The following is a 17538-nucleotide window of genomic DNA, read 5'->3' as shown; positions in this document are numbered from 1 at the left end:
GACTCAGATGTCGAGGAAGCGAACGTCCTTGGCGTTGCGCTGGATGAACGAGCGGCGTGCCTCGACGTCCTCGCCCATCAGGACCGAGAACAGGTCGTCGGCCTGGGCGGCGTCGTCCAGGGTGACCTGGCCGAGGACGCGGTGCTCGACGTCCATGGTGGTGACGCGCAGCTCCTCGGCGTTCATCTCGCCGAGACCCTTGAAGCGCTGGATCGAGTCTTCCCTGATGCGCTTGCCGTTCTGCTTGCCGAGCTCGACGAGCGCGTCGCGCTCCCGGTCCGAGTAGGCGTACTCGAAGTCGTCCCGGCCCCACTTGATCTTGTAGAGCGGCGGGCGGGAGAGGTAGACGTGGCCGGCCTCGACCAGCGGGCGCATGAAGCGGAAGAGGAAGGTCAGCAGCAGGGTGTTGATGTGCTGGCCGTCGACGTCGGCGTCCGCCATCAGGATGATCTTGTGATAGCGGAGCTTCTCGATGTCGAAGTCCTCGTGGACTCCGGTGCCGAAGGCCGAGATCAGCGCCTGGACCTCGGTGTTCTGCAGGATCTTGTCGATGCGGGCCTTCTCGACGTTCAGGATCTTGCCGCGGATCGGCAGGATGGCCTGGTACATCGGGTTGCGGCCGGACTTCGCCGAGCCGCCGGCGGAGTCACCCTCGACGATGAAGATCTCGCACTTCGTCGGGTCGTTCGACTGGCAGTCGGAGAGCTTGCCCGGCAGGGAGGCGGACTCCAGGAGGCCCTTGCGGCGGGTGAGGTCACGGGCCTTGCGGGCGGCCACGCGCGCGGTGGCGGCGGTGATGCCCTTGCGGATGATGTCCGCGGCCTCGTTCGGGTTGCGGTCGAACCAGTCCGTGAGGTGCTCGTGGACCACCTTCTGGACGAAGGTCTTCGCCTCGGTGTTGCCGAGCTTGGTCTTCGTCTGACCCTCGAACTGCGGCTCGCCGATCTTGACCGAGATGATCGAGGTCAGACCCTCGCGGATGTCGTCGCCGGTGAGGTTCTCGTCCTTCTCGCGGAGCAGCTTCTTCTCGCGCGCGTACTTGTTGACGAGGGTCGTCAGCGCGGCGCGGAAGCCCTCCTCGTGCGTACCGCCCTCGTGGGTGTGGATCGTGTTCGCGAACGAGTACACGCCCTCGCTGTACGACGAGTTCCACTGCATCGCGATCTCGACCGAGAGGAGGCGCTCCTTGTCCTCGGCCTCGATGTCGATGACGGTCGGGTGGATCAGGTCGCCCTTGCGCGAGTTGAGGTACTTCACGAAGTCGACGATGCCACCCTCGTAGTGGTACTTCACCGTGCGGGCGGCGGGCTCGGCGGCCGCCTCCGCGTCGGGGTCGTCGGCGCCGACGGTGGCCTTGGCGGAGTCGCGCTCGTCGGTGAGCGTGATCGTCAGGCCCTTGTTGAGGAAGGCCATCTCCTGGAAGCGGCGCGAGAGCGTCTCGAAGGAGTACTCGGTCGTCTCGAAGATGTCCGGGTCGGACCAGAACGTGACCGTGGTGCCGGTCTCGTCGGTCGCCTCGTGCTTGGCGAGGGGCGCGGTCGGGGCGCCCATCTTGTAGTCCTGGGTCCAGCGGTACCCGTCGGTCTTGATCTCCACGGACACCTTGGTGGAGAGCGCGTTGACGACGGAGACGCCGACGCCGTGCAGACCGCCGGAGACCGCGTAGCCGCCGCCGCCGAACTTGCCGCCCGCGTGCAGCACGGTCAGCACGACCTCGACGGCCGGCTTGCCCTCGGACTCGACGATGCCGACGGGGATGCCGCGGCCGTTGTCCACGACGCGCACGCCGCCGTCGGCGAGGATCGTGACGTCGATGGTGTCCGCGTGCCCGGCCAGGGCCTCGTCGACCGAGTTGTCGACGACCTCCTGCACCATGTGGTGCAGGCCGCGCTCACCGGTCGAGCCGATGTACATGCCAGGGCGCTTGCGCACCGCATCCAGGCCTTCGAGGACCTGGATGTTGCTGGCGGTGTACTGCTTGTTCTCGTTGGGGTTGCCGGAATCGGCCACGAAGCGCCCTTTCTGGCACAGCACAGGCCGTTCTCCGGGCATACGGGAGCCGGCTGCGTCGTTCGACATGTTCCGCAGGGTGGCGGGATTGTCTTCCAGTCTACCGGTAGCTCTGACACTCATGGGGGTTTGCCGGTACCTGAATGCTCATGTGCCGCCCTGGGCGGGAGCGAGACGACTCCCCATATCCGGATAGGGGCTCCAGGGGCCCCTGACGGCCACCTAGCGCTTCGGGCGGTGACCCGGCGTGGGCATGGGGGGCGATCTCGGTCGCCACTGCTGTGGGCATGGGAGCGGATCTCGGTCCCCACCGTTGTGGGCATGCGTTCCGCCGGGGCGGAACGGGTGGGCACAACCCCACGCGCGACGGCGCCCGACGCCCGGCCCCGCACCACGAGGACCTGAGGCGACCCGGGACCGGGACCGCCCCGACGGGGAACCGCCCCGTCCTACCCGTACGTGTCGCCGGGCCCCACCGACCCCGGCGCCCGCAGCGGCCCGTACCCCCGCCGCGGCCCGCCCGGCCCCAGGACCTTGATCATCCGCACGGTCCCGTGCCCCAGGTCCTCGTTGAGCCGCGCCACCAGCCGCGGTGCCAGGAGCCGCAGCTGCGTCGCCCAGGCCGTCGAGTCGCACTGCACGGTCAGGACCCGCGCGTCCGGCTCCTCGTCGAACGTGACCGGCACGCAGTGCTTCGCCAGGTCCTCGCCCACGATCTGCGGCCACCGCCCCATGACGCCGCCCACCGCCGCGGGCGTCTCCCAGCCGCGCTCGGTGATCAGCCGGTTGATCGCGGCGCCGAGCGCCATCGGGTCCCGCCCGTCGGCGCGCGCGCCGGAGCGCAGTCCGCCCCCGCGCCTGGCCTGCTTCTTCTGCTGGACGGCGGCGCCCCGGGCCTTCGCCTGCTCCTTGGCGGCGCGCAGCGCGACCCGGGCGAGGTCCACGCCCGAGGCTTCCGGGGCCGCGGCCTTGTCCACAGGCTGTGGGGAAGTTTCGCCACTCGTGCCGCTCATGCCGCTCATCTCGCTCACCCCGCTCACGTGCGCTCCACCGATCCGTCGGCGACGGCGTACCGCGTCCCGGCCAGCACGCCGGGCACGTCGTCGTCGACGGCCGCCGTCACCAGGACCTGCTCCCCGTCCGCCACCAGCTCCGCGAGCCGCTCGCGCCGTCGCGCGTCCAGCTCGGCGAAGACGTCGTCCAGGACGAGGACCGGCTCGTTGCCCTCGGAGCGCAGCAGGTCGTACGAGGCGAGGCGGAGCGCCAGCGCGTACGACCAGGACTCGCCGTGGCTCGCGTACCCCTTGGCGGGCAGGTCGCCGAGCTTGAGCAGCAGCTCGTCGCGGTGCGGTCCGACGAGGGTGACGCCGCGCTCGATCTCCTGCTTGCGGACCTCCGCGAGCGCGGCGATCAGCTGTTCGTACAGCTCCTCACGGCTGTGCCCGGGGCCCGGCGCGGAGGGCCGGTACTCCAGCAGAATCGGTCCGCCACCGGGTGCGAGCTGCTCGTACGCCTTGTCGGCGAGCGGCTGGAGGGTGTGGACGAGGTCGAGGCGCTGGGCGAGGAGCTCGGCCCCGGCCCGCGCGAGGTGCTGGTCCCACACGTCGAGCGTGGACAGGTCCATGCCGCGGCCACCGTGGCGCCTGGCCATCGCGGCCGACTTCAGGAGGGTGTTGCGCTGCTTGAGGACGCGCTCGTAGTCGGAGCGCACGCCCGCCATGCGGGGCGCGCGCGCCGTGATCAGCTCGTCGAGGAAGCGCCGGCGCTCGCCGGGGTCGCCCTTCACCAGGGCGAGGTCCTCGGGCGCGAAGAGCACGGTGCGTACGATGCCGAGCACGTCACGCGGCCTGACCTGCGAGGACCTGTTGATGCGGGCGCGGTTGGCGCGGCCCGGGTTGAGTTCCAGCTCGACCAGCTGGGAACGCTCGCCCTGGGTGACCGCGGCCCGGATGACGGCCCGCTCGGCGCCCATGCGGACGAGCGGCGCGTCCGAGGCGACGCGGTGGCTGCCGAGGGTGGCGAGGTAGCCGACGGCCTCGACCAGGTTGGTCTTGCCCTGGCCGTTCGCGCCCACGAACGCGGTGACGCCCGGGTCGAGCGGGACCTCGACCCGGGCGTACGAGCGGAAGTCGGCCAGCGAGAGATGCGTGACGTGCATGGTGGGCGCCGACCTTCTTCCCCCGGCGGCCGTGCACCGCGGGGTGCACAGCCTGTGGATTACTTCTTCGTCTCGACCGCGTGGCCGCCGAACTGGTTGCGCAGCGCGGCGATCATCTTCATCTGCGGGGAGTCGTCCTGGCGGGAGGCGAACCGCGCGAACAGCGACGCGGTGATCGCCGGCAGCGGGACGGCGTTGTCGATGGCGGCCTCGACCGTCCACCGGCCCTCGCCGGAGTCCTGGGCGAAGCCGCGGAGCTGCTCCAGGTGCTCGTCCTCGTCCAGCGCGTTCACCGCGAGGTCGAGCAGCCAGGAACGGATGACCGTGCCCTCCTGCCAGGAGCGGAAGACCTCGCGCACGTCGGTGACGGAGTCGACCTTCTCCAGGAGCTCCCAGCCCTCGGCGTAGGCCTGCATCATGGCGTACTCGATGCCGTTGTGGACCATCTTCGCGAAGTGGCCTGCGCCGACCTTGCCCGCGTGGACCGAGCCGAACTCGCCCTCGGGCTTGAGGGCGTCGAAGACCGGCTGGACGCGGGCCACGTGCTCGGCGTCGCCGCCGTACATCAGCGCGTAGCCGTTCTCCAGGCCCCAGACGCCGCCGGAGACGCCGCAGTCGACGAAGCCGATGCCCTTGGCGGCCAGCTCCTCCGCGTGCTTCTCGTCGTCCGTCCAGCGCGAGTTCCCGCCGTCGACGACGATGTCGCCGGGCGAGAGCAGCTCCGCCAGCTCGTCGATCGTGGACTGGGTCGCGGCACCGGCCGGGACCATCACCCACACGACGCGCGGACCCTTGAGCTTGCCCACAAGCTCTTCGAGGCTGTGGACGTCGGCGAGGTCCGGGTTGCGGTCGTATCCGATGACGGTGTGGCCTGCGCGGCGGATGCGCTCGCGCATGTTGCCGCCCATCTTGCCAAGACCGACGAGACCGAGCTCCATCAGAGATTCCTTAAGCGTCGTGTGCGGTTCGTACCCGGGTCCGAGCCTACGCCCGGACCCGGCCGCACACCTGTGGGGTCAGCCGCTCAGTCGACGACCCTCAGCCGCTCAGTCGCACGGGCATGATCAGGTACTTGTACGCCTCGTCCGCCTCGGCGTCCACGGCGGGCCTGCCGCTGAGCAGCGCCGGCTTGGTGGAGGTCGTGAAGGAGAGCTGGGCGACCGGGGAGTCGATCGCGCTCAGGCCGTCCAGGAGGAAGGTCGGGTTGAAGGCGATCGAGATGTCGTCGCCGTCCAGCTGGGCGTCGACGCGCTCCACAGCCTGTGCGTCGTCGCTGGAACCGGCCTCCAGGATCAGCACGCCCTGCTCGAAGCTCAGCCGGACCGGCGTGTTCCGCTCGGCGACCAGGGCGACGCGCTTGACGGCCTCGACGAACGGCGCGGTCTCGATCACCGCGACCGAGTTGAACTCGGTGGGGAAGAGCGTCCGGTACTTGGGCAGGTCGCCCTCGAGCAGGCGGGTGGTGGTGCGGCGGCCCGCGCCCTCGAAGCCGATCAGGCCCTCGCCCTTGCCGGAGCCGGAGAGCGCCAGGGTGACGGTGTCGCCGCTGGTGAGTGCCTTGGCGGTGTCCAGGAGGGTCTTCGCGGGCACCAGGGCGACCGCGGAGGCGTCCGGGGACTCCGGCTTCCACAGGAACTCGCGGACCGCGAAGCGGTAGCGGTCGGTGGAGGCGAGGGTGACCGTGTCGCCCTCGATCTCGATGCGCACGCCGGTGAGGACGGGCAGCGTGTCGTCCCGGCCGGCGGCGATGGCCACCTGGGCGGCGGCGGAGGCGAAGACCTCACCGGGGACCGTGCCGGTCGCGGTGGGCATCTCCGGCAGCGCCGGGTACTCCTCCACGGGCAGGGTGTGGAGGGTGAAGCGGGAGGAGCCGCAGACCACGGTCGCCCGTACGCCGTCCGTGGAGATCTCCACGGGGCGGTTGGGGAGGGCGCGGCAGATGTCGGCGAGCAGGCGGCCGGAAACCAGGACCGTGCCGTCCTCCTCGACCTCGGCCTCGACCGACACCCGGGCGGAGACCTCGTAGTCGAAGCTCGAGAAGCTCAGGGCGCCGTCCTCGGCCTTCAGGAGAAGGCCCGCGAGTACGGGCGCCGGCGGACGGGCCGGAAGGCTGCGGGCCACCCAGGCCACCGCCTCCGCGAGTACATCGCGCTCCACCCGGATCTTCACCGGAACCGCCTCCTGCTGTTGCTGGCTCTTCGTCGACTGCGGGAACCAGTCTGACGTACGCCGCCGACAGTCGGTGCTGCTCTCCGGTCAAGTCGCGTCGAGGGCGAGTCGGAGCTCCGGCGTCGAGTTGTGCACAGGTCCCACTTCGAAGCGGATTCCGGGCTAACTCTAGGTGGGAGTAGTAGTAGGGCCTGTGGAAACCGTGGATAACGTCGTATGCGCAGGTCAGGCCCGGTTTTTTATCCACCGCGCCTGTGGGTGGAACCAGTGGACAACCGGGGGTCTCTGTGGACACCCAAAAGTTCTGCACACCCGATACACAGGCCACGGGGAGTTCTCCCCAGTGCTGTCCCCAGCTTTCCCCGGGTTCCCCACAGCCCAAACGTCTCCCTTGGTGTGACGCCTTTCACTCGGGGCGGTGAGAGGGGGCGTTTTGTTGCCGAACAGTGGACAGCGGTGTGGAGAAGCTGTGGGCAACCTGCCTCTCCCTGTGGGCGGCCGGTGGACAACCGTCCCGGCCCCCTGTGGACGGAAGATTCATCCACAGGCTGTGGAGATCGTTTTCCAACAAATCCACACCCCTCTGACCTGGCGTGATGATCTGTCAACACCCTGACCTGTGGACACGTTCCGGATAACTTGGCAGTCCCCACCCTGTGGACGGGAGATCATCCCCCAATCTGTGGAGAACCCGCCACCGGAACGGAGTAATCGAACACGGCTCTCCGGTGCGTGGCTCCGCGGGAACGCCGAAGGGCGCTCCGGACGGGGTGTCCGGAGCGCCCTTCGGGGAGTCCTCAGCCGTTCTTGATGCGGTTCGTGAGCTCGGTGACCTGGTTGTAGATGGAGCGCCGCTCCGCCATCAGGGCGCGGATCTTGCGGTCCGCGTGCATCACCGTCGTGTGGTCGCGGCCGCCGAACTGCGCGCCGATCTTCGGCAGTGACAGGTCCGTCAGCTCGCGGCAGAGGTACATGGCGATCTGCCGGGCCGTCACCAGGACGCGGCTGCGGGAGGAGCCGCAGAGGTCCTCCACGGTCAGGCCGAAGTAGTCGGCCGTCGCCGCCATGATCGCGGGAGCGGTGATCTCCGGTGCCGTGTCCTCGCCGCCGGGGATCAGGTCCTTGAGCACGACCTCGGTCAGCCCGAGGTCCACCGGCTGCCGGTTGAGGCTCGCGAACGCCGTCACCCGGATCAGCGCGCCCTCCAGCTCGCGGATGTTCCGCGAGATCCGGGAGGCGATGAACTCCAGCACCTCCGGCGGGGCGTTGAGCTGCTCCTGCACCGCCTTCTTGCGGAGGATCGCGATGCGCGTCTCCAGCTCCGGAGGCTGGACGTCGGTGGTCAGCCCCCACTCGAAGCGGTTGCGGAGCCGGTCCTCCAGGGTGACCAGCTGCCGGGGCGGCCGGTCGGAGGAGAGCACGATCTGCTTGTTCGCGTTGTGGAGCGTGTTGAAGGTGTGGAAGAACTCCTCCTGCGTCGACTCCTTGCTCGCGAGGAACTGGATGTCGTCGACGAGCAGGATGTCCACGTCGCGGTAGCGCTTGCGGAAGGCGTCGCCCTTGCCGTCGCGGATCGAGTTGATGAACTCGTTGGTGAACTCCTCGGAGCTCACGTACCGCACGCGGGTCCCCGGGTAGAGGCTCCGCGCGTAGTGCCCGATGGCGTGCAGCAGGTGGGTCTTGCCGAGCCCCGACTCCCCGTAGATGAAGAGGGGGTTGTACGCCTTCGCCGGCGCCTCGGCCACCGCGACCGCGGCGGCGTGCGCGAAGCGGTTCGAGGAACCGATGACGAAGGTGTCGAAGAGGTACCGGGGGTTCAGCCGCGCGTGCTGCTCGCCGGGCGCGCCGGAGCCCTGGCCCGCACCGGAGCCGGGACCGCCGTGCGCGCCGCCGGGTCCGGGGCCGGGGACGGGACCGCCGCCCGGACGCGGACCGGGGCGGGGGCCGGAACCCTGCGGGTCGGGCAGCCCGTCGCGCTCGGGCCGCTGCGGCCGGTCGTAGCCGCGGCCTGGCTCGTCGTACCGCGGCCGGGTCGGCTCCGGGCCGGTCGGGCCGGTGTACGGCGCGCGCTCCTGGTAGCCGCCGAGGCGCGGCTGCTGCCAGGAGAGGTCCTCCTGGGTGCGCGGCCAGGCGCCCGGGTCCGGCCGCTGCGGCTGCTGGTAGTCCGGGTAGGCGGGGCGGGCGGTGGGCAGCCCGTCGTCGGGCATCCCGCGGTGCCGGCCGTAGCCCTCGTACTTCTCGTACGGCTCGGGCTGCGGCTGGTCGTCGTAGCGGGGCGGCGGGGACTGCGGCGTCTGCGGCGCGGGCGGGCCGGAGTCGCCGACCGAGTCGTCCACGGTGATCGCGATCCGGATCGGGCGGCCGCACTCGCGGCTGAGGGTCTCGCTGATCAGCGGTGCGAGCCGGCCCTCCAGGACGCGCTTCCCCCACTCGTTGGGGACGGCGAGGAGAGCGGTGTCGGCGACCAATGCGAGCGGCTGGCAGCGCTCGATCCACTGCTTGTCCTTGGGTTCGATCCCCTGCTGGCCCTCGCCCAGGAGATGCTCGAGGACGCGTGGCCACACTGCGGCAAGATCGGCAGGTACGTCAGCCACAGGGCACGCTTTCTCTCGGAACGGTGAATCGGCGTCCGGGGGACGGAGGCGTCCGCGGGGACAGGAAAGGACAGAACGGAAAAGATTGTGGAGTCCAGCCACGGTAGTCGGGCCGCCTGACGTCGTTCAAGTTGTTGTCCACAGCCTGTGCACAATGGACCCCGGCAACAGGTCGGTTTGACCGGATGGCGTAGCCGCGCGTACCGTAACCAGGTCGAGTTGTCGATGGCTGCTGCCGCCTGCCTCCGATGGGCAAAGATCACGTTCCGTGGTCGCTGAAGCGGTGCACTCGGGCGTATTGCGAGCTACTCGTGGGCGCACGGTGACAGCCAGGCGATGTCCCGCCACCACCCGAATCATTTCTGGAGCCCCCGAGTGAGCAAGCGCACCTTCCAGCCGAACAACCGTCGTCGCGCGAAGACCCACGGCTTCCGCCTGCGCATGCGTACCCGTGCCGGCCGCGCCATCCTGGCGAACCGCCGCGCCAAGGGTCGCGCGAGCCTGTCCGCCTGATCCACTTAAACAGGTCATGACGTGCTGCCTACCGAGAATCGGCTGAGGCGGCGCGAGGACTTCGCAACCGCGGTACGACGAGGACGCCGGGCCGGTCGCCCGCTCCTCGTCGTCCACCTACGCAGCGGTGCAACGGACCCGCACGCGCCTGGGGAGAGCGCTCCCCCGACGCGTGCGGGTTTCGTCGTGAGCAAGGCCGTGGGCGGTGCGGTGGTACGCAACCAGGTGAAGCGTCGCCTCCGCCATCTCGTCCGCGACCGGCTCACCGAGCTGCCCCCCGGTAGCCTGGTGGTCGTACGGGCGTTGCCCGGAGCCGGTGACGCCGACCACGCCCAGCTGGCCCGAGACCTGGACGCCGCTCTCCAGCGGCTGCTGGGAGGGGGCACGCGATGAAGTACCCGCTGCTGGCCCTGATCAAGCTGTACCAGTGGACGATCAGCCCGATGCTGGGCGAGGTCTGCCGGTACTACCCGTCGTGTTCCCACTACGGATTCACGGCCATCGACCGGCATGGCGCGATCAAGGGCACCTTCCTGACCGCCTGGCGCATCCTGCGGTGCAATCCGTGGTCGCCCGGCGGCGTGGACCATGTCCCCCCGCGCAAGCGTCCGCGCTGGCACGAGATGCTGAGGAACGCGCTGCGCGGCGACGAGGGCGGGATCTCCGCCGAGACGAGCCCGGCCGCAGAGACCTCGCCCAATGCTCAAGGAGCCTGATTAGTGGACACGATTGCCAGTCTGTTCAGCTTCATCACCTGGCCCGTTTCCTGGGTCATCGTCCAGTTCCACAAGCTGTACGGGGCGATCTTCGGCCCTGACACGGGCTGGGCCTGGGGCCTGTCGATCGTGTCCCTCGTGGTGCTGATCCGTATCTGCCTGATCCCGCTCTTCGTGAAGCAGATCAAGTCGACGCGGAACATGCAGGCGCTCCAGCCGAAGATGAAGGCGATCCAGGAGCGCTACAAGAGCGACAAGCAGCGTCAGTCCGAAGAGATGATGAAGCTGTACAAGGAGACGGGCACCAACCCGCTCTCCTCGTGCCTTCCCATCCTCGCCCAGTCGCCGTTCTTCTTCGCCCTCTACCACGTGCTGTCGAATATCGCGTCGGGCAAGGAGATCGGCGCGATGAACCAGGCGCTGGTCGACAGCGCCCGGCAGGCGCACATCTTCGGTGCCCCGATCGCGGCGAAGTTCATGGACAGCCCGGAGAAGGTCGAGGCCCTCAACGCCTCCCTGACCGATGTCCGCATCGTCACCGCGGTGATGATCGTCCTGATGTCGGCCTCGCAGTTCTTCACCCAGCGCCAGCTGATGATGAAGAACGTCGACCTCTCGGTGAAGACGCCGTACATGCAGCAGCAGAAGATGCTCATGTACATCTTCCCGGTGATCTTCGCCGTCATGGGCATCAACTTCCCCGTCGGCGTCCTCGTCTACTGGCTGACCACCAACGTGTGGACCATGGGCCAGCAGATGTACGTGATCAACCAGAACCCGACCCCGGGCAGCAAGGCGCAGGACGCGTACCTCCAGCGACTGCTGAAGAGCGTCACGCACCACGGTGAGGTCCGCGGCCGTCGCCGCAAGGCCGTCGTCAAGGTGATCGTCGCCAAGGGCAGCGACCGCAACGAGAACGAGCGCCGCTTCTTCGGCGGTCTCGCCAAGGCCGGCTTCGCGCCCCAGGCCGACGGCACCGTGATCAAGAGCGACACCCTCGCCGCCGAGGCCGAGAGCGGTGTCACCGCCAAGCGGCAGCAGCCCAAGCGCCAGACCAAGGCCAAGCGCCAGGCCGGTGGGGCCCAGCAGGTGAAGGGCGTCGAGGAGGTCGTCGAGGCGACCACCGACGCGCCGACCACCTCGCTGGAGAAGAAGCCGGCGACCCAGGCCAAGGACGACAAGGCCGGTGCGCAGGGGAAGGCCAAGGACGCGGCCCAGGGTGACAAGCCCGCGCGTCCGAGCCGCGCCAACTCCGGCGGCTCCCGCCAGCGCAAGGGCCAGCAGCGGCCCAAGCACCCGTCCTCCAAGAAGTAAGCCTCGAAGCACTAAGGAGTCCATCCGTGACGGAAGGCACCACCTCCGCCGCCGCCGAGGGTGGCGACACCCTGACCCGCCTGGAGCAGGAGGGTGAGATCGCGGCCGACTACCTCGAGGGCCTGCTCGACATCGCCGACCTCGACGGTGACATCGACATGGACGTCGAGGCGGACCGGGCCGCGGTCTCGATCATCAGCGACTCCGGCAGCCGCGACCTGCAGAAGCTCGTGGGCCGCGACGGCGAGGTGCTGGAGGCCCTTCAGGAGCTGACCCGGCTCGCCGTCCACCGGGAGACCGGGGACCGCAGCCGACTGATGCTCGACATCGCCGGCTTCCGCGCCCAGAAGCGTTCCGAGCTCGCCGAGCTGGGCGCCAAGGCCGCGGCCGAGGTGAAGGCCTCGGGCGAGCCGGTGAAGCTGGACCCGATGACCCCGTTCGAGCGCAAGGTCGTGCACGACGCGGTCGCCGCAGCCGGTCTGCGCAGCGAGTCCGAGGGCGAGGAGCCGCAGCGCTTCGTCATCGTGCTCCCGGCCTGACCCCTCTCGTAGTGTCGGCCCCGTCTGTTCGCAGGCGGGGCCGATCTTTGTCAGCCTGATAGTTCAGCCACCACAGTGCGCTCGCACCCACATGTGCGGTACGGAAGGACGGTTCCCGTGACGGAGGCAGCGGAGCTCCCCGAGGCTCCGGAGCAGGCGCGGACAGTCTTCGGTGAGTACTTCCCGGAGGCCGTTCGGTACGCGGAGCTCCTCGCGGACGCGGGTGTGAAGCGCGGTCTCATCGGCCCGCGCGAGGTCCCGCGTCTCTGGGAGCGCCATGTGCTGAACTGCGCTGTCCTCTCCGAGGTCGTGCCGGAGGGCGTGACCGTGTGCGACGTGGGCTCGGGCGCCGGTCTGCCCGGCATCCCGCTCGCCCTGGTCCGGCCGGATCTCAAGATCACACTGCTGGAGCCGCTGCTGCGGCGGATCAACTTCCTCCAGGAGGTCGTGGAGCTGCTCGGCCTCGACCACGTCACCGTGGTCCGGGGCCGCGCGGAGGAGATGCTGGGCAAGTTCCCGCCCGTCCACGTGGTGACCGCCCGCGCGGTGGCCCCTCTGGACCGGCTGGCGGGCTGGGGCGTTCCGCTGCTCCGCCCGTACGGCGAGATGCTGCTGCTGAAGGGCGACACCGCGGAGGAGGAGCTCGACGGGGCGCGGGCCGCGCTCTCGAAGCTCGGCGTGGTGGAGACCTCGGTGCTCCAGGTCGGCGAGGGGATCGTCGATCCGTTGTCGACCGTCGTGCGGGTCGAGGTCGGGGAGAGCCCGGGCGGAGTGCGGTTCGCGGCCAAGCGGGCCAAGGCGGCGCGTACCAGCAAGACCCGTCGGCGCCGCTGAGCGTCCGCTACGTCCTATTTCGGAGTGTCGAGCGGTCCCGGCCGGGCGGCGGGGGCATGGTGTTTCACGTGAAACGTCGCTCACTGCTGCAGGGGATCATCAGCCGCGGTCGCGCGGCTGCCGCCCCCCGGGACCGTCGACCTCGTGTGGAGCCACCCGTGAGGGTCACGGAGTTGTCCACAGAGGTGGATTCACCCACAGAACCACCGACCTCGCTGGTTCGTGACCCAGAAAGCATGGCAGTCTCTCCTCATCGCGAGCTTGATGCCGAGGAGAGTGAATCCTTGCGGTCCGACGCCAACATCGCGGGACCGATGACCGATCCGGTCCCCGGTCCCCGAACCGAATCGGCGGGGGAGGATGTTTCACGTGAAACACCGCCCCCGATGGACGACACCCCCATTGGTCGTGCTGCCCAACTGGCAGTAGAGGCTCTGGGCCGTGCCGGTGAGGGTCTTCCTCGACCGGACCGGACCCGGATCATGGTGGTCGCCAACCAGAAGGGCGGCGTGGGCAAGACGACCACGACGGTCAACATCGCCGCCTCCCTGGCTCTGCACGGCGCCCGGGTCCTGGTCATCGACCTGGACCCGCAGGGCAACGCCTCCACCGCCCTCGGCATCGACCATCACGCCGAGGTCCCCTCGATCTACGACGTCCTGGTGGACAGCAAGCCGCTCTCCGATGTGGTGCAGCCGGTGCAGGACGTCGAGGGACTGTTCTGTGCGCCGGCCACGATCGACCTCGCGGGTGCGGAGATCGAACTCGTCTCGCTCGTGGCGCGTGAGAGCCGCCTCCAGCGGGCGATCCAGGCTTATGAGCAGCCCCTGGACTACATCCTGATCGACTGCCCGCCCTCGCTCGGTCTGCTGACCGTCAACGCGATGGTGGCGGGCGCCGAGGTGCTGATCCCGATCCAGTGCGAGTACTACGCACTGGAGGGGCTCGGTCAGCTCCTGCGGAACGTCGACCTGGTGCGCGGACACCTCAACCCCGGGCTCCACGTCTCGACGATCCTGCTCACCATGTACGACGGCCGGACGCGCCTCGCCTCCCAGGTCGCCGACGAGGTGCGCACCCACTTCGGTGAGGAGGTGCTGCGGACCAGCATTCCACGCTCGGTCCGCATCTCCGAGGCGCCGAGCTACGGGCAGACCGTGCTCACGTACGACCCGGGCTCCAGCGGCGCCCTGTCGTACCTGGAAGCGGCCCGTGAGATCGCCCTGCGGGGTGTCGCCGTGCACTACGACGCCCAGCACGCCCATGTCGGGCACCAGAACAACCAGCGCAGCATGTCGGAGGGGATCCAGTGAGTGAGCGACGTAGGGGACTGGGGCGTGGGCTCGGTGCGCTGATCCCCGCTGCTCCCCAGGAACGGCAGACCCCCGCGGTGGGTCTGGGTACGGGCGCTCCGGTGCCCGGCGCGGGTTCCGTCTCCGGTGACCGGGGGGTGGCCGCCGCCAAGCTGGCGACGCTGCCCCAGAGCGCCTCGGCCCCCGAGGCATCGGCGGCGTGGCCGCCGTCCGGGACGGCCGTCGAGCCGCAGGCTCCCGAGGGCGCGTACTTCGCTGAGCTGCCTCTCGACGCCATCGCGCCCAACGCCCGTCAGCCGCGCGAGGTCTTCGACGAGGACGCGCTCGCCGAGCTGGTGACCTCCATCCGGGAGGTCGGTCTCCTCCAGCCCGTGGTCGTGCGCAAGGTCGATGCCGAGCGCTATGAGCTGATCATGGGCGAGCGGCGTTTGAGGGCCTCCAAGGCGGCCGGTCTGGAGCGCATTCCGGCGATCGTCCGGGACACCGAAGACGAGAAGATGCTCCTGGACGCCCTCCTGGAGAACCTGCACCGGGCCCAGCTGAACCCGCTGGAGGAGGCAGCCGCCTACAACCAGCTGCTCGAGGACTTCCACTGCACCCACGACCAGCTGGCGGAGCGGATCGGGCGCTCGCGCTCGCAGGTCTCCAACACGCTGCGCCTGCTGCGGCTGCCCGCCACGGTGCAGACCCGGGTGGCCGCCGGAACCATCTCCGCCGGTCACGCGCGTGCCCTTCTGTCGCTGGACGACCCCGAGGCCCAGGACAAGCTGGCGTACCGGATCGTGGCCGAGGGTCTCTCGGTGCGGTCGGTCGAGGAGATCGTCTCGCTGATGGGCTCGGAGCCCGCCGCCGCGGTGAAGCCGAAGGGGCCGAGGGCGGGAGCCCGGGTCTCGCCCGCGCTGTCGGAGCTCGCCACCCGTCTGTCGGACCGCTTCGAGACCCGGGTGAAGGTCGACCTGGGCCAGAAGAAGGGCAAGATCGTCGTCGAGTTCGCCTCGATGGAGGACCTGGAGCGGATCCTCACGACGATGGCGCCCGGCGAGGGGAAGGTCATGGACCAGAGGAACGCCGAGCGGGAGCAGGAGGACTGATCCCCCGCGTCCTCCGCCGCCCCCACGGCTGACTGGGCGGGTCGTGTTCCGGACGTCATCGGAACGCGGCCCGCCCTTTGCCTGTGAGCGGTGTCGTCCCGATCGCCCGATCGATACGATTCTGAGAGCTGTAATCGTGCTCGATGGCGAGGGAAGCGAGGGTCAGCCGTGGGGCGTCGGCTCGTACCGCTCACGCTGGACAATCTTCCGGACCTCCCCAAGCGCTGCCGCTCCTGTGTCTTCTGGGAGCTCGACCCGGTCAGCGGAGAGGCCGCCGTGAACTCCGGCCGGCCGGAGCTGGAGAAGGAGTCCTGGATCTCCGCGGTGCTCCTGGAGTGGGGTTCCTGCGGACGGGTGGTCTATGTCGACGACGTCCCCGTCGGCTACGTCCTCTACGCTCCCCCGGCCTACGTGCCCCGGTCGCTGGCCTTCCCGACGAGCCCGGTGGCCGCCGATGCCGTCCAGCTGATGACGGCCTGGATCATGCCCGGCTACCAGGGGCAGGGGCTCGGGCGCGTGGTGGTGCAGACCGTGGCCAAGGACGTGCTGCGGAGGGGCTTCAAGGCGATCGAGGCCTTCGGTGACGCCCGGTGGAAGGAGCCCGCCTGTGTGCTCCCCGCCGACCATCTGACGGCGGTGGGGTTCAAGACCGTTCGCCCGCACCACGCCTTTCCCCGGCTGCGGCTCGAACTGAGGACGACTCTCTCCTGGAAGGAGGACGTCGAGATGGCGCTGGACCGGCTGCTCGGCGCCGTCCAGAAGGAGCCCGTACTCAGGCCGCTGTAGGGCGGGCCCTTCGTGAGACCCCGAACGAGAACGGCCCGCCCCCGGAAGGGGCGGGCCGTTTCACGTGAAACAGCGGAGGCGTCAGGCCTTGGTCGGCTCGACGAAGCCTTCGAGGTCACGCAGGATCGCGGCCTTCGGCTTGGCGCCGACGATCGTCTTCACGACCTCGCCGTTCTGGTAGACGTTGAGGGTCGGGATCGACATGACGCCGTACTTGGCGGCCGTGCCCGGGTTCTCGTCGATGTTGAGCTTCACGACCTCGATCTCACCGTGCTCGGCGGCGATGGCCTCCAGCGACGGGGCGATCTGACGGCACGGGCCGCACCAGGCAGCCCAGAAGTCCACCAGGACGGGCTTGTCGCTCTTGAGGACGTCCTCTTCGAAGGAAGCGTCGGTCACGTTCTTCAGGGCGCCGGCCACGGCGGCCTCCTTAACTTCGTGGGGTGTGGGGTGGGGGAGGGTGGGGTCAGACCGCGGGGGTCTCGGCCAGCTTCTCGCTGTCGGAGAGGGCGGCGAGGAAGCGCTCGGCGTCGAGCGCGGCGGAGCAGCCGGTGCCGGCGGCCGTGATGGCCTGGCGGTAGGTGTGGTCGACGACGTCGCCGGCGCCGAAGACACCGGTCAGGTTGGTCCGCGTCGAGGGGGCGGCGACCTTGAGGTAGCCCTCCTCGTCGAGGTCCAGCTGGCCCTTGAAGAGCTCGGTCCGCGGGTCGTGGCCCACGGCGATGAAGAGGCCGGTGACGGGCAGCTCGCGCGTCTCACCGGTCTTCGTGTCGCGGAGGGTCAGCCCGGAGAGCTTCTGGTCGCCGTGGATCTCGGCCACCTCGCTGTCCCAGGCGAAGGAGATCTTCGGGTCGGCGAAGGCGCGCTCCTGCATGGCCTTGGAGGCGCGCAGGCTGTCCCGGCGGTGGACGATGGTGACGGACTTGGCGAAGCGCGAGAGGAAGGTGGCCTCCTCCATCGCGGTGTCGCCGCCGCCGACGACGGCGATGTCCTGGTCCTTGAAGAAGAAGCCGTCGCAGGTGGCGCACCAGGAGACACCGCGTCCCGAGAGCGTGTCCTCGTTGGGCAGGCCCAGCTTGCGGTGCTGCGAGCCGGTGGTGACGATGACGGCCTTGGCGCGGTGCACGGTGCCGGCGGTGTCGGTGACGGTCTTGATCTCGCCGGTGAGGTCCACCGCGACGACGTCGTCCGGCACGAGCTCGGCGCCGAAGCGCTCGGCCTGCGCCCGCATGTTGTCCATCAGGTCCGGGCCCATGATGCCGTCACGGAAACCGGGGAAGTTCTCGACCTCGGTGGTGTTCATCAGGGCGCCACCTGCGGTGACGGCTCCCTCGAAGACCAGCGGGTTCAGCGACGCTCGGGCGGTGTAGAGCGCAGCGGTGTATCCCGCGGGCCCCGAGCCGATGATGATCACGTTACGGACGTCGCTCACGGGTTTCTTCCTCGTCTCTGCAGACTGCCTACTGCCTACGGGGGCGGTGTTCTCGGTGCTCTCACCCCA

Annotated in this window: 17 protein-coding genes; 9 read left to right on the top strand and 8 right to left on the bottom strand. The window is 69.5% G+C overall.

Annotated elements, in window-relative coordinates:
- Positions 1–3: 3 nt before the first annotated feature.
- The 6 genes from gyrB to dnaA all read right to left on the bottom strand — a co-directional run bounded on the left by gyrB (position 4) and on the right by dnaA (position 8931).
- A complete protein-coding gene (gene gyrB / locus ACWDVG_RS10205) occupies positions 4–2034 on the bottom strand; it encodes a DNA topoisomerase (ATP-hydrolyzing) subunit B (RefSeq protein ID WP_451698209.1) in 2031 nt (676 codons plus the stop codon).
- A 425-nt stretch (positions 2035–2459) separates the two neighbouring features.
- Positions 2460–3023, bottom strand: a complete 564-nt coding sequence (locus ACWDVG_RS10200) for a DUF721 domain-containing protein (protein WP_451698041.1) — start codon at positions 3021–3023, stop codon at positions 2460–2462.
- 23 nt (positions 3024–3046) lie between these two features.
- On the bottom strand, positions 3047–4168 hold the full coding sequence (gene recF, locus ACWDVG_RS10195) for a DNA replication/repair protein RecF (protein ID WP_451698039.1): 1122 nt from the start codon (positions 4166–4168) through the stop codon (positions 3047–3049).
- A gap of 59 nt (positions 4169–4227) precedes the next feature.
- Positions 4228–5106, bottom strand: a complete 879-nt coding sequence (gene gnd / locus ACWDVG_RS10190) for a phosphogluconate dehydrogenase (NAD(+)-dependent, decarboxylating) (protein WP_451698037.1) — start codon at positions 5104–5106, stop codon at positions 4228–4230.
- Between the two features lie 100 nt (positions 5107–5206).
- Positions 5207–6337 carry a DNA polymerase III subunit beta gene (dnaN, locus tag ACWDVG_RS10185; RefSeq protein ID WP_399826544.1) on the bottom strand — a complete coding sequence of 377 codons (1131 nt, stop codon included), beginning with the start codon at positions 6335–6337 and terminating at the stop codon, positions 5207–5209.
- Positions 6338–7134: 797 nt separating this feature from the next.
- On the bottom strand, positions 7135–8931 hold the full coding sequence (gene dnaA / locus ACWDVG_RS10180) for a chromosomal replication initiator protein DnaA (RefSeq protein ID WP_451698034.1): 1797 nt from the start codon (positions 8929–8931) through the stop codon (positions 7135–7137).
- 375 nt (positions 8932–9306) lie between these two features.
- Here dnaA and rpmH point away from each other — a divergent pair, with 375 nt between their 5' ends.
- The 9 genes from rpmH to ACWDVG_RS10135 all read left to right on the top strand — a co-directional run bounded on the left by rpmH (position 9307) and on the right by ACWDVG_RS10135 (position 16037).
- A complete protein-coding gene (rpmH, locus tag ACWDVG_RS10175; protein ID WP_015659252.1) occupies positions 9307–9444 on the top strand; it encodes a 50S ribosomal protein L34 in 138 nt (45 codons plus the stop codon).
- Positions 9445–9465: 21 nt separating this feature from the next.
- Positions 9466–9837 (top strand): ribonuclease P protein component, encoded by a 372-nt coding sequence (rnpA, locus tag ACWDVG_RS10170; protein ID WP_451698032.1) that lies wholly within the window; start codon positions 9466–9468, stop codon positions 9835–9837.
- Complete coding sequence (yidD, locus tag ACWDVG_RS10165; RefSeq protein ID WP_451698030.1) at positions 9834–10160, top strand: membrane protein insertion efficiency factor YidD; 327 nt, start codon at positions 9834–9836, stop codon at positions 10158–10160. Before rnpA ends, yidD begins: the two co-directional genes overlap by 4 nt.
- A 3-nt stretch (positions 10161–10163) precedes the next feature.
- Entirely contained in the window at positions 10164–11474 is a 1311-nt protein-coding gene (gene yidC, locus ACWDVG_RS10160) for a membrane protein insertase YidC (RefSeq protein WP_451698028.1), read from the top strand.
- Between the two features lie 26 nt (positions 11475–11500).
- A complete protein-coding gene (locus tag ACWDVG_RS10155) occupies positions 11501–12013 on the top strand; it encodes a Jag family protein (RefSeq protein ID WP_451698026.1) in 513 nt (170 codons plus the stop codon).
- Positions 12014–12130: 117 nt separating this feature from the next.
- Positions 12131–12847 (top strand): 16S rRNA (guanine(527)-N(7))-methyltransferase RsmG, encoded by a 717-nt coding sequence (rsmG, locus tag ACWDVG_RS10150; protein WP_451698024.1) that lies wholly within the window; start codon positions 12131–12133, stop codon positions 12845–12847.
- Between the two features lie 236 nt (positions 12848–13083).
- Positions 13084–14160, top strand: coding sequence for a ParA family protein (locus ACWDVG_RS10145; RefSeq protein ID WP_451698022.1), 1077 nt, complete (start codon positions 13084–13086; stop codon positions 14158–14160).
- Entirely contained in the window at positions 14157–15251 is a 1095-nt protein-coding gene (locus ACWDVG_RS10140; RefSeq protein ID WP_451698020.1) for a ParB/RepB/Spo0J family partition protein, read from the top strand. The genes ACWDVG_RS10145 and ACWDVG_RS10140 overlap by 4 nt, the downstream gene beginning before the upstream one ends.
- Positions 15252–15419: 168 nt before the next feature.
- Entirely contained in the window at positions 15420–16037 is a 618-nt protein-coding gene (locus ACWDVG_RS10135) for a GNAT family N-acetyltransferase (RefSeq protein ID WP_451698018.1), read from the top strand.
- Positions 16038–16118: 81 nt separating this feature from the next.
- On the opposite strand, the gene trxA is transcribed toward ACWDVG_RS10135, so the two are convergent.
- Both trxA and trxB read right to left on the bottom strand, forming a co-directional pair.
- On the bottom strand, positions 16119–16457 hold the full coding sequence (gene trxA / locus ACWDVG_RS10130) for a thioredoxin (RefSeq protein ID WP_451698016.1): 339 nt from the start codon (positions 16455–16457) through the stop codon (positions 16119–16121).
- Positions 16458–16503: 46 nt separating this feature from the next.
- Positions 16504–17469 (bottom strand): thioredoxin-disulfide reductase, encoded by a 966-nt coding sequence (gene trxB, locus ACWDVG_RS10125; RefSeq protein WP_451698014.1) that lies wholly within the window; start codon positions 17467–17469, stop codon positions 16504–16506.
- Between the last annotated feature and the right edge of the window lie 69 nt (positions 17470–17538).

It is taken from the genome of Streptomyces sp. NPDC003327, assembly GCF_053589515.1.
The sequence above is the reverse complement of the archived record's forward strand: the minus strand, read 5'-3'. Positions and strand labels throughout refer to the sequence as shown.

Coding starts and splice junctions, on each gene's coding strand:
- gnd (WP_451698037.1), bottom strand. CDS start 5,106: ATGGAGCTCGGTCTCGTCGGTCTTGGCAAGATGGGCGGCAACATGCGC.
- ACWDVG_RS10200 (WP_451698041.1), bottom strand. CDS start 3,023: ATGAGCGGCACGAGTGGCGAAACTTCCCCACAGCCTGTGGACAAGGCC.
- recF (WP_451698039.1), bottom strand. CDS start 4,168: ATGCACGTCACGCATCTCTCGCTGGCCGACTTCCGCTCGTACGCCCGG.
- yidD (WP_451698030.1), top strand. CDS start 9,834: ATGAAGTACCCGCTGCTGGCCCTGATCAAGCTGTACCAGTGGACGATC.
- ACWDVG_RS10145 (WP_451698022.1), top strand. CDS start 13,084: ATGGCAGTCTCTCCTCATCGCGAGCTTGATGCCGAGGAGAGTGAATCC.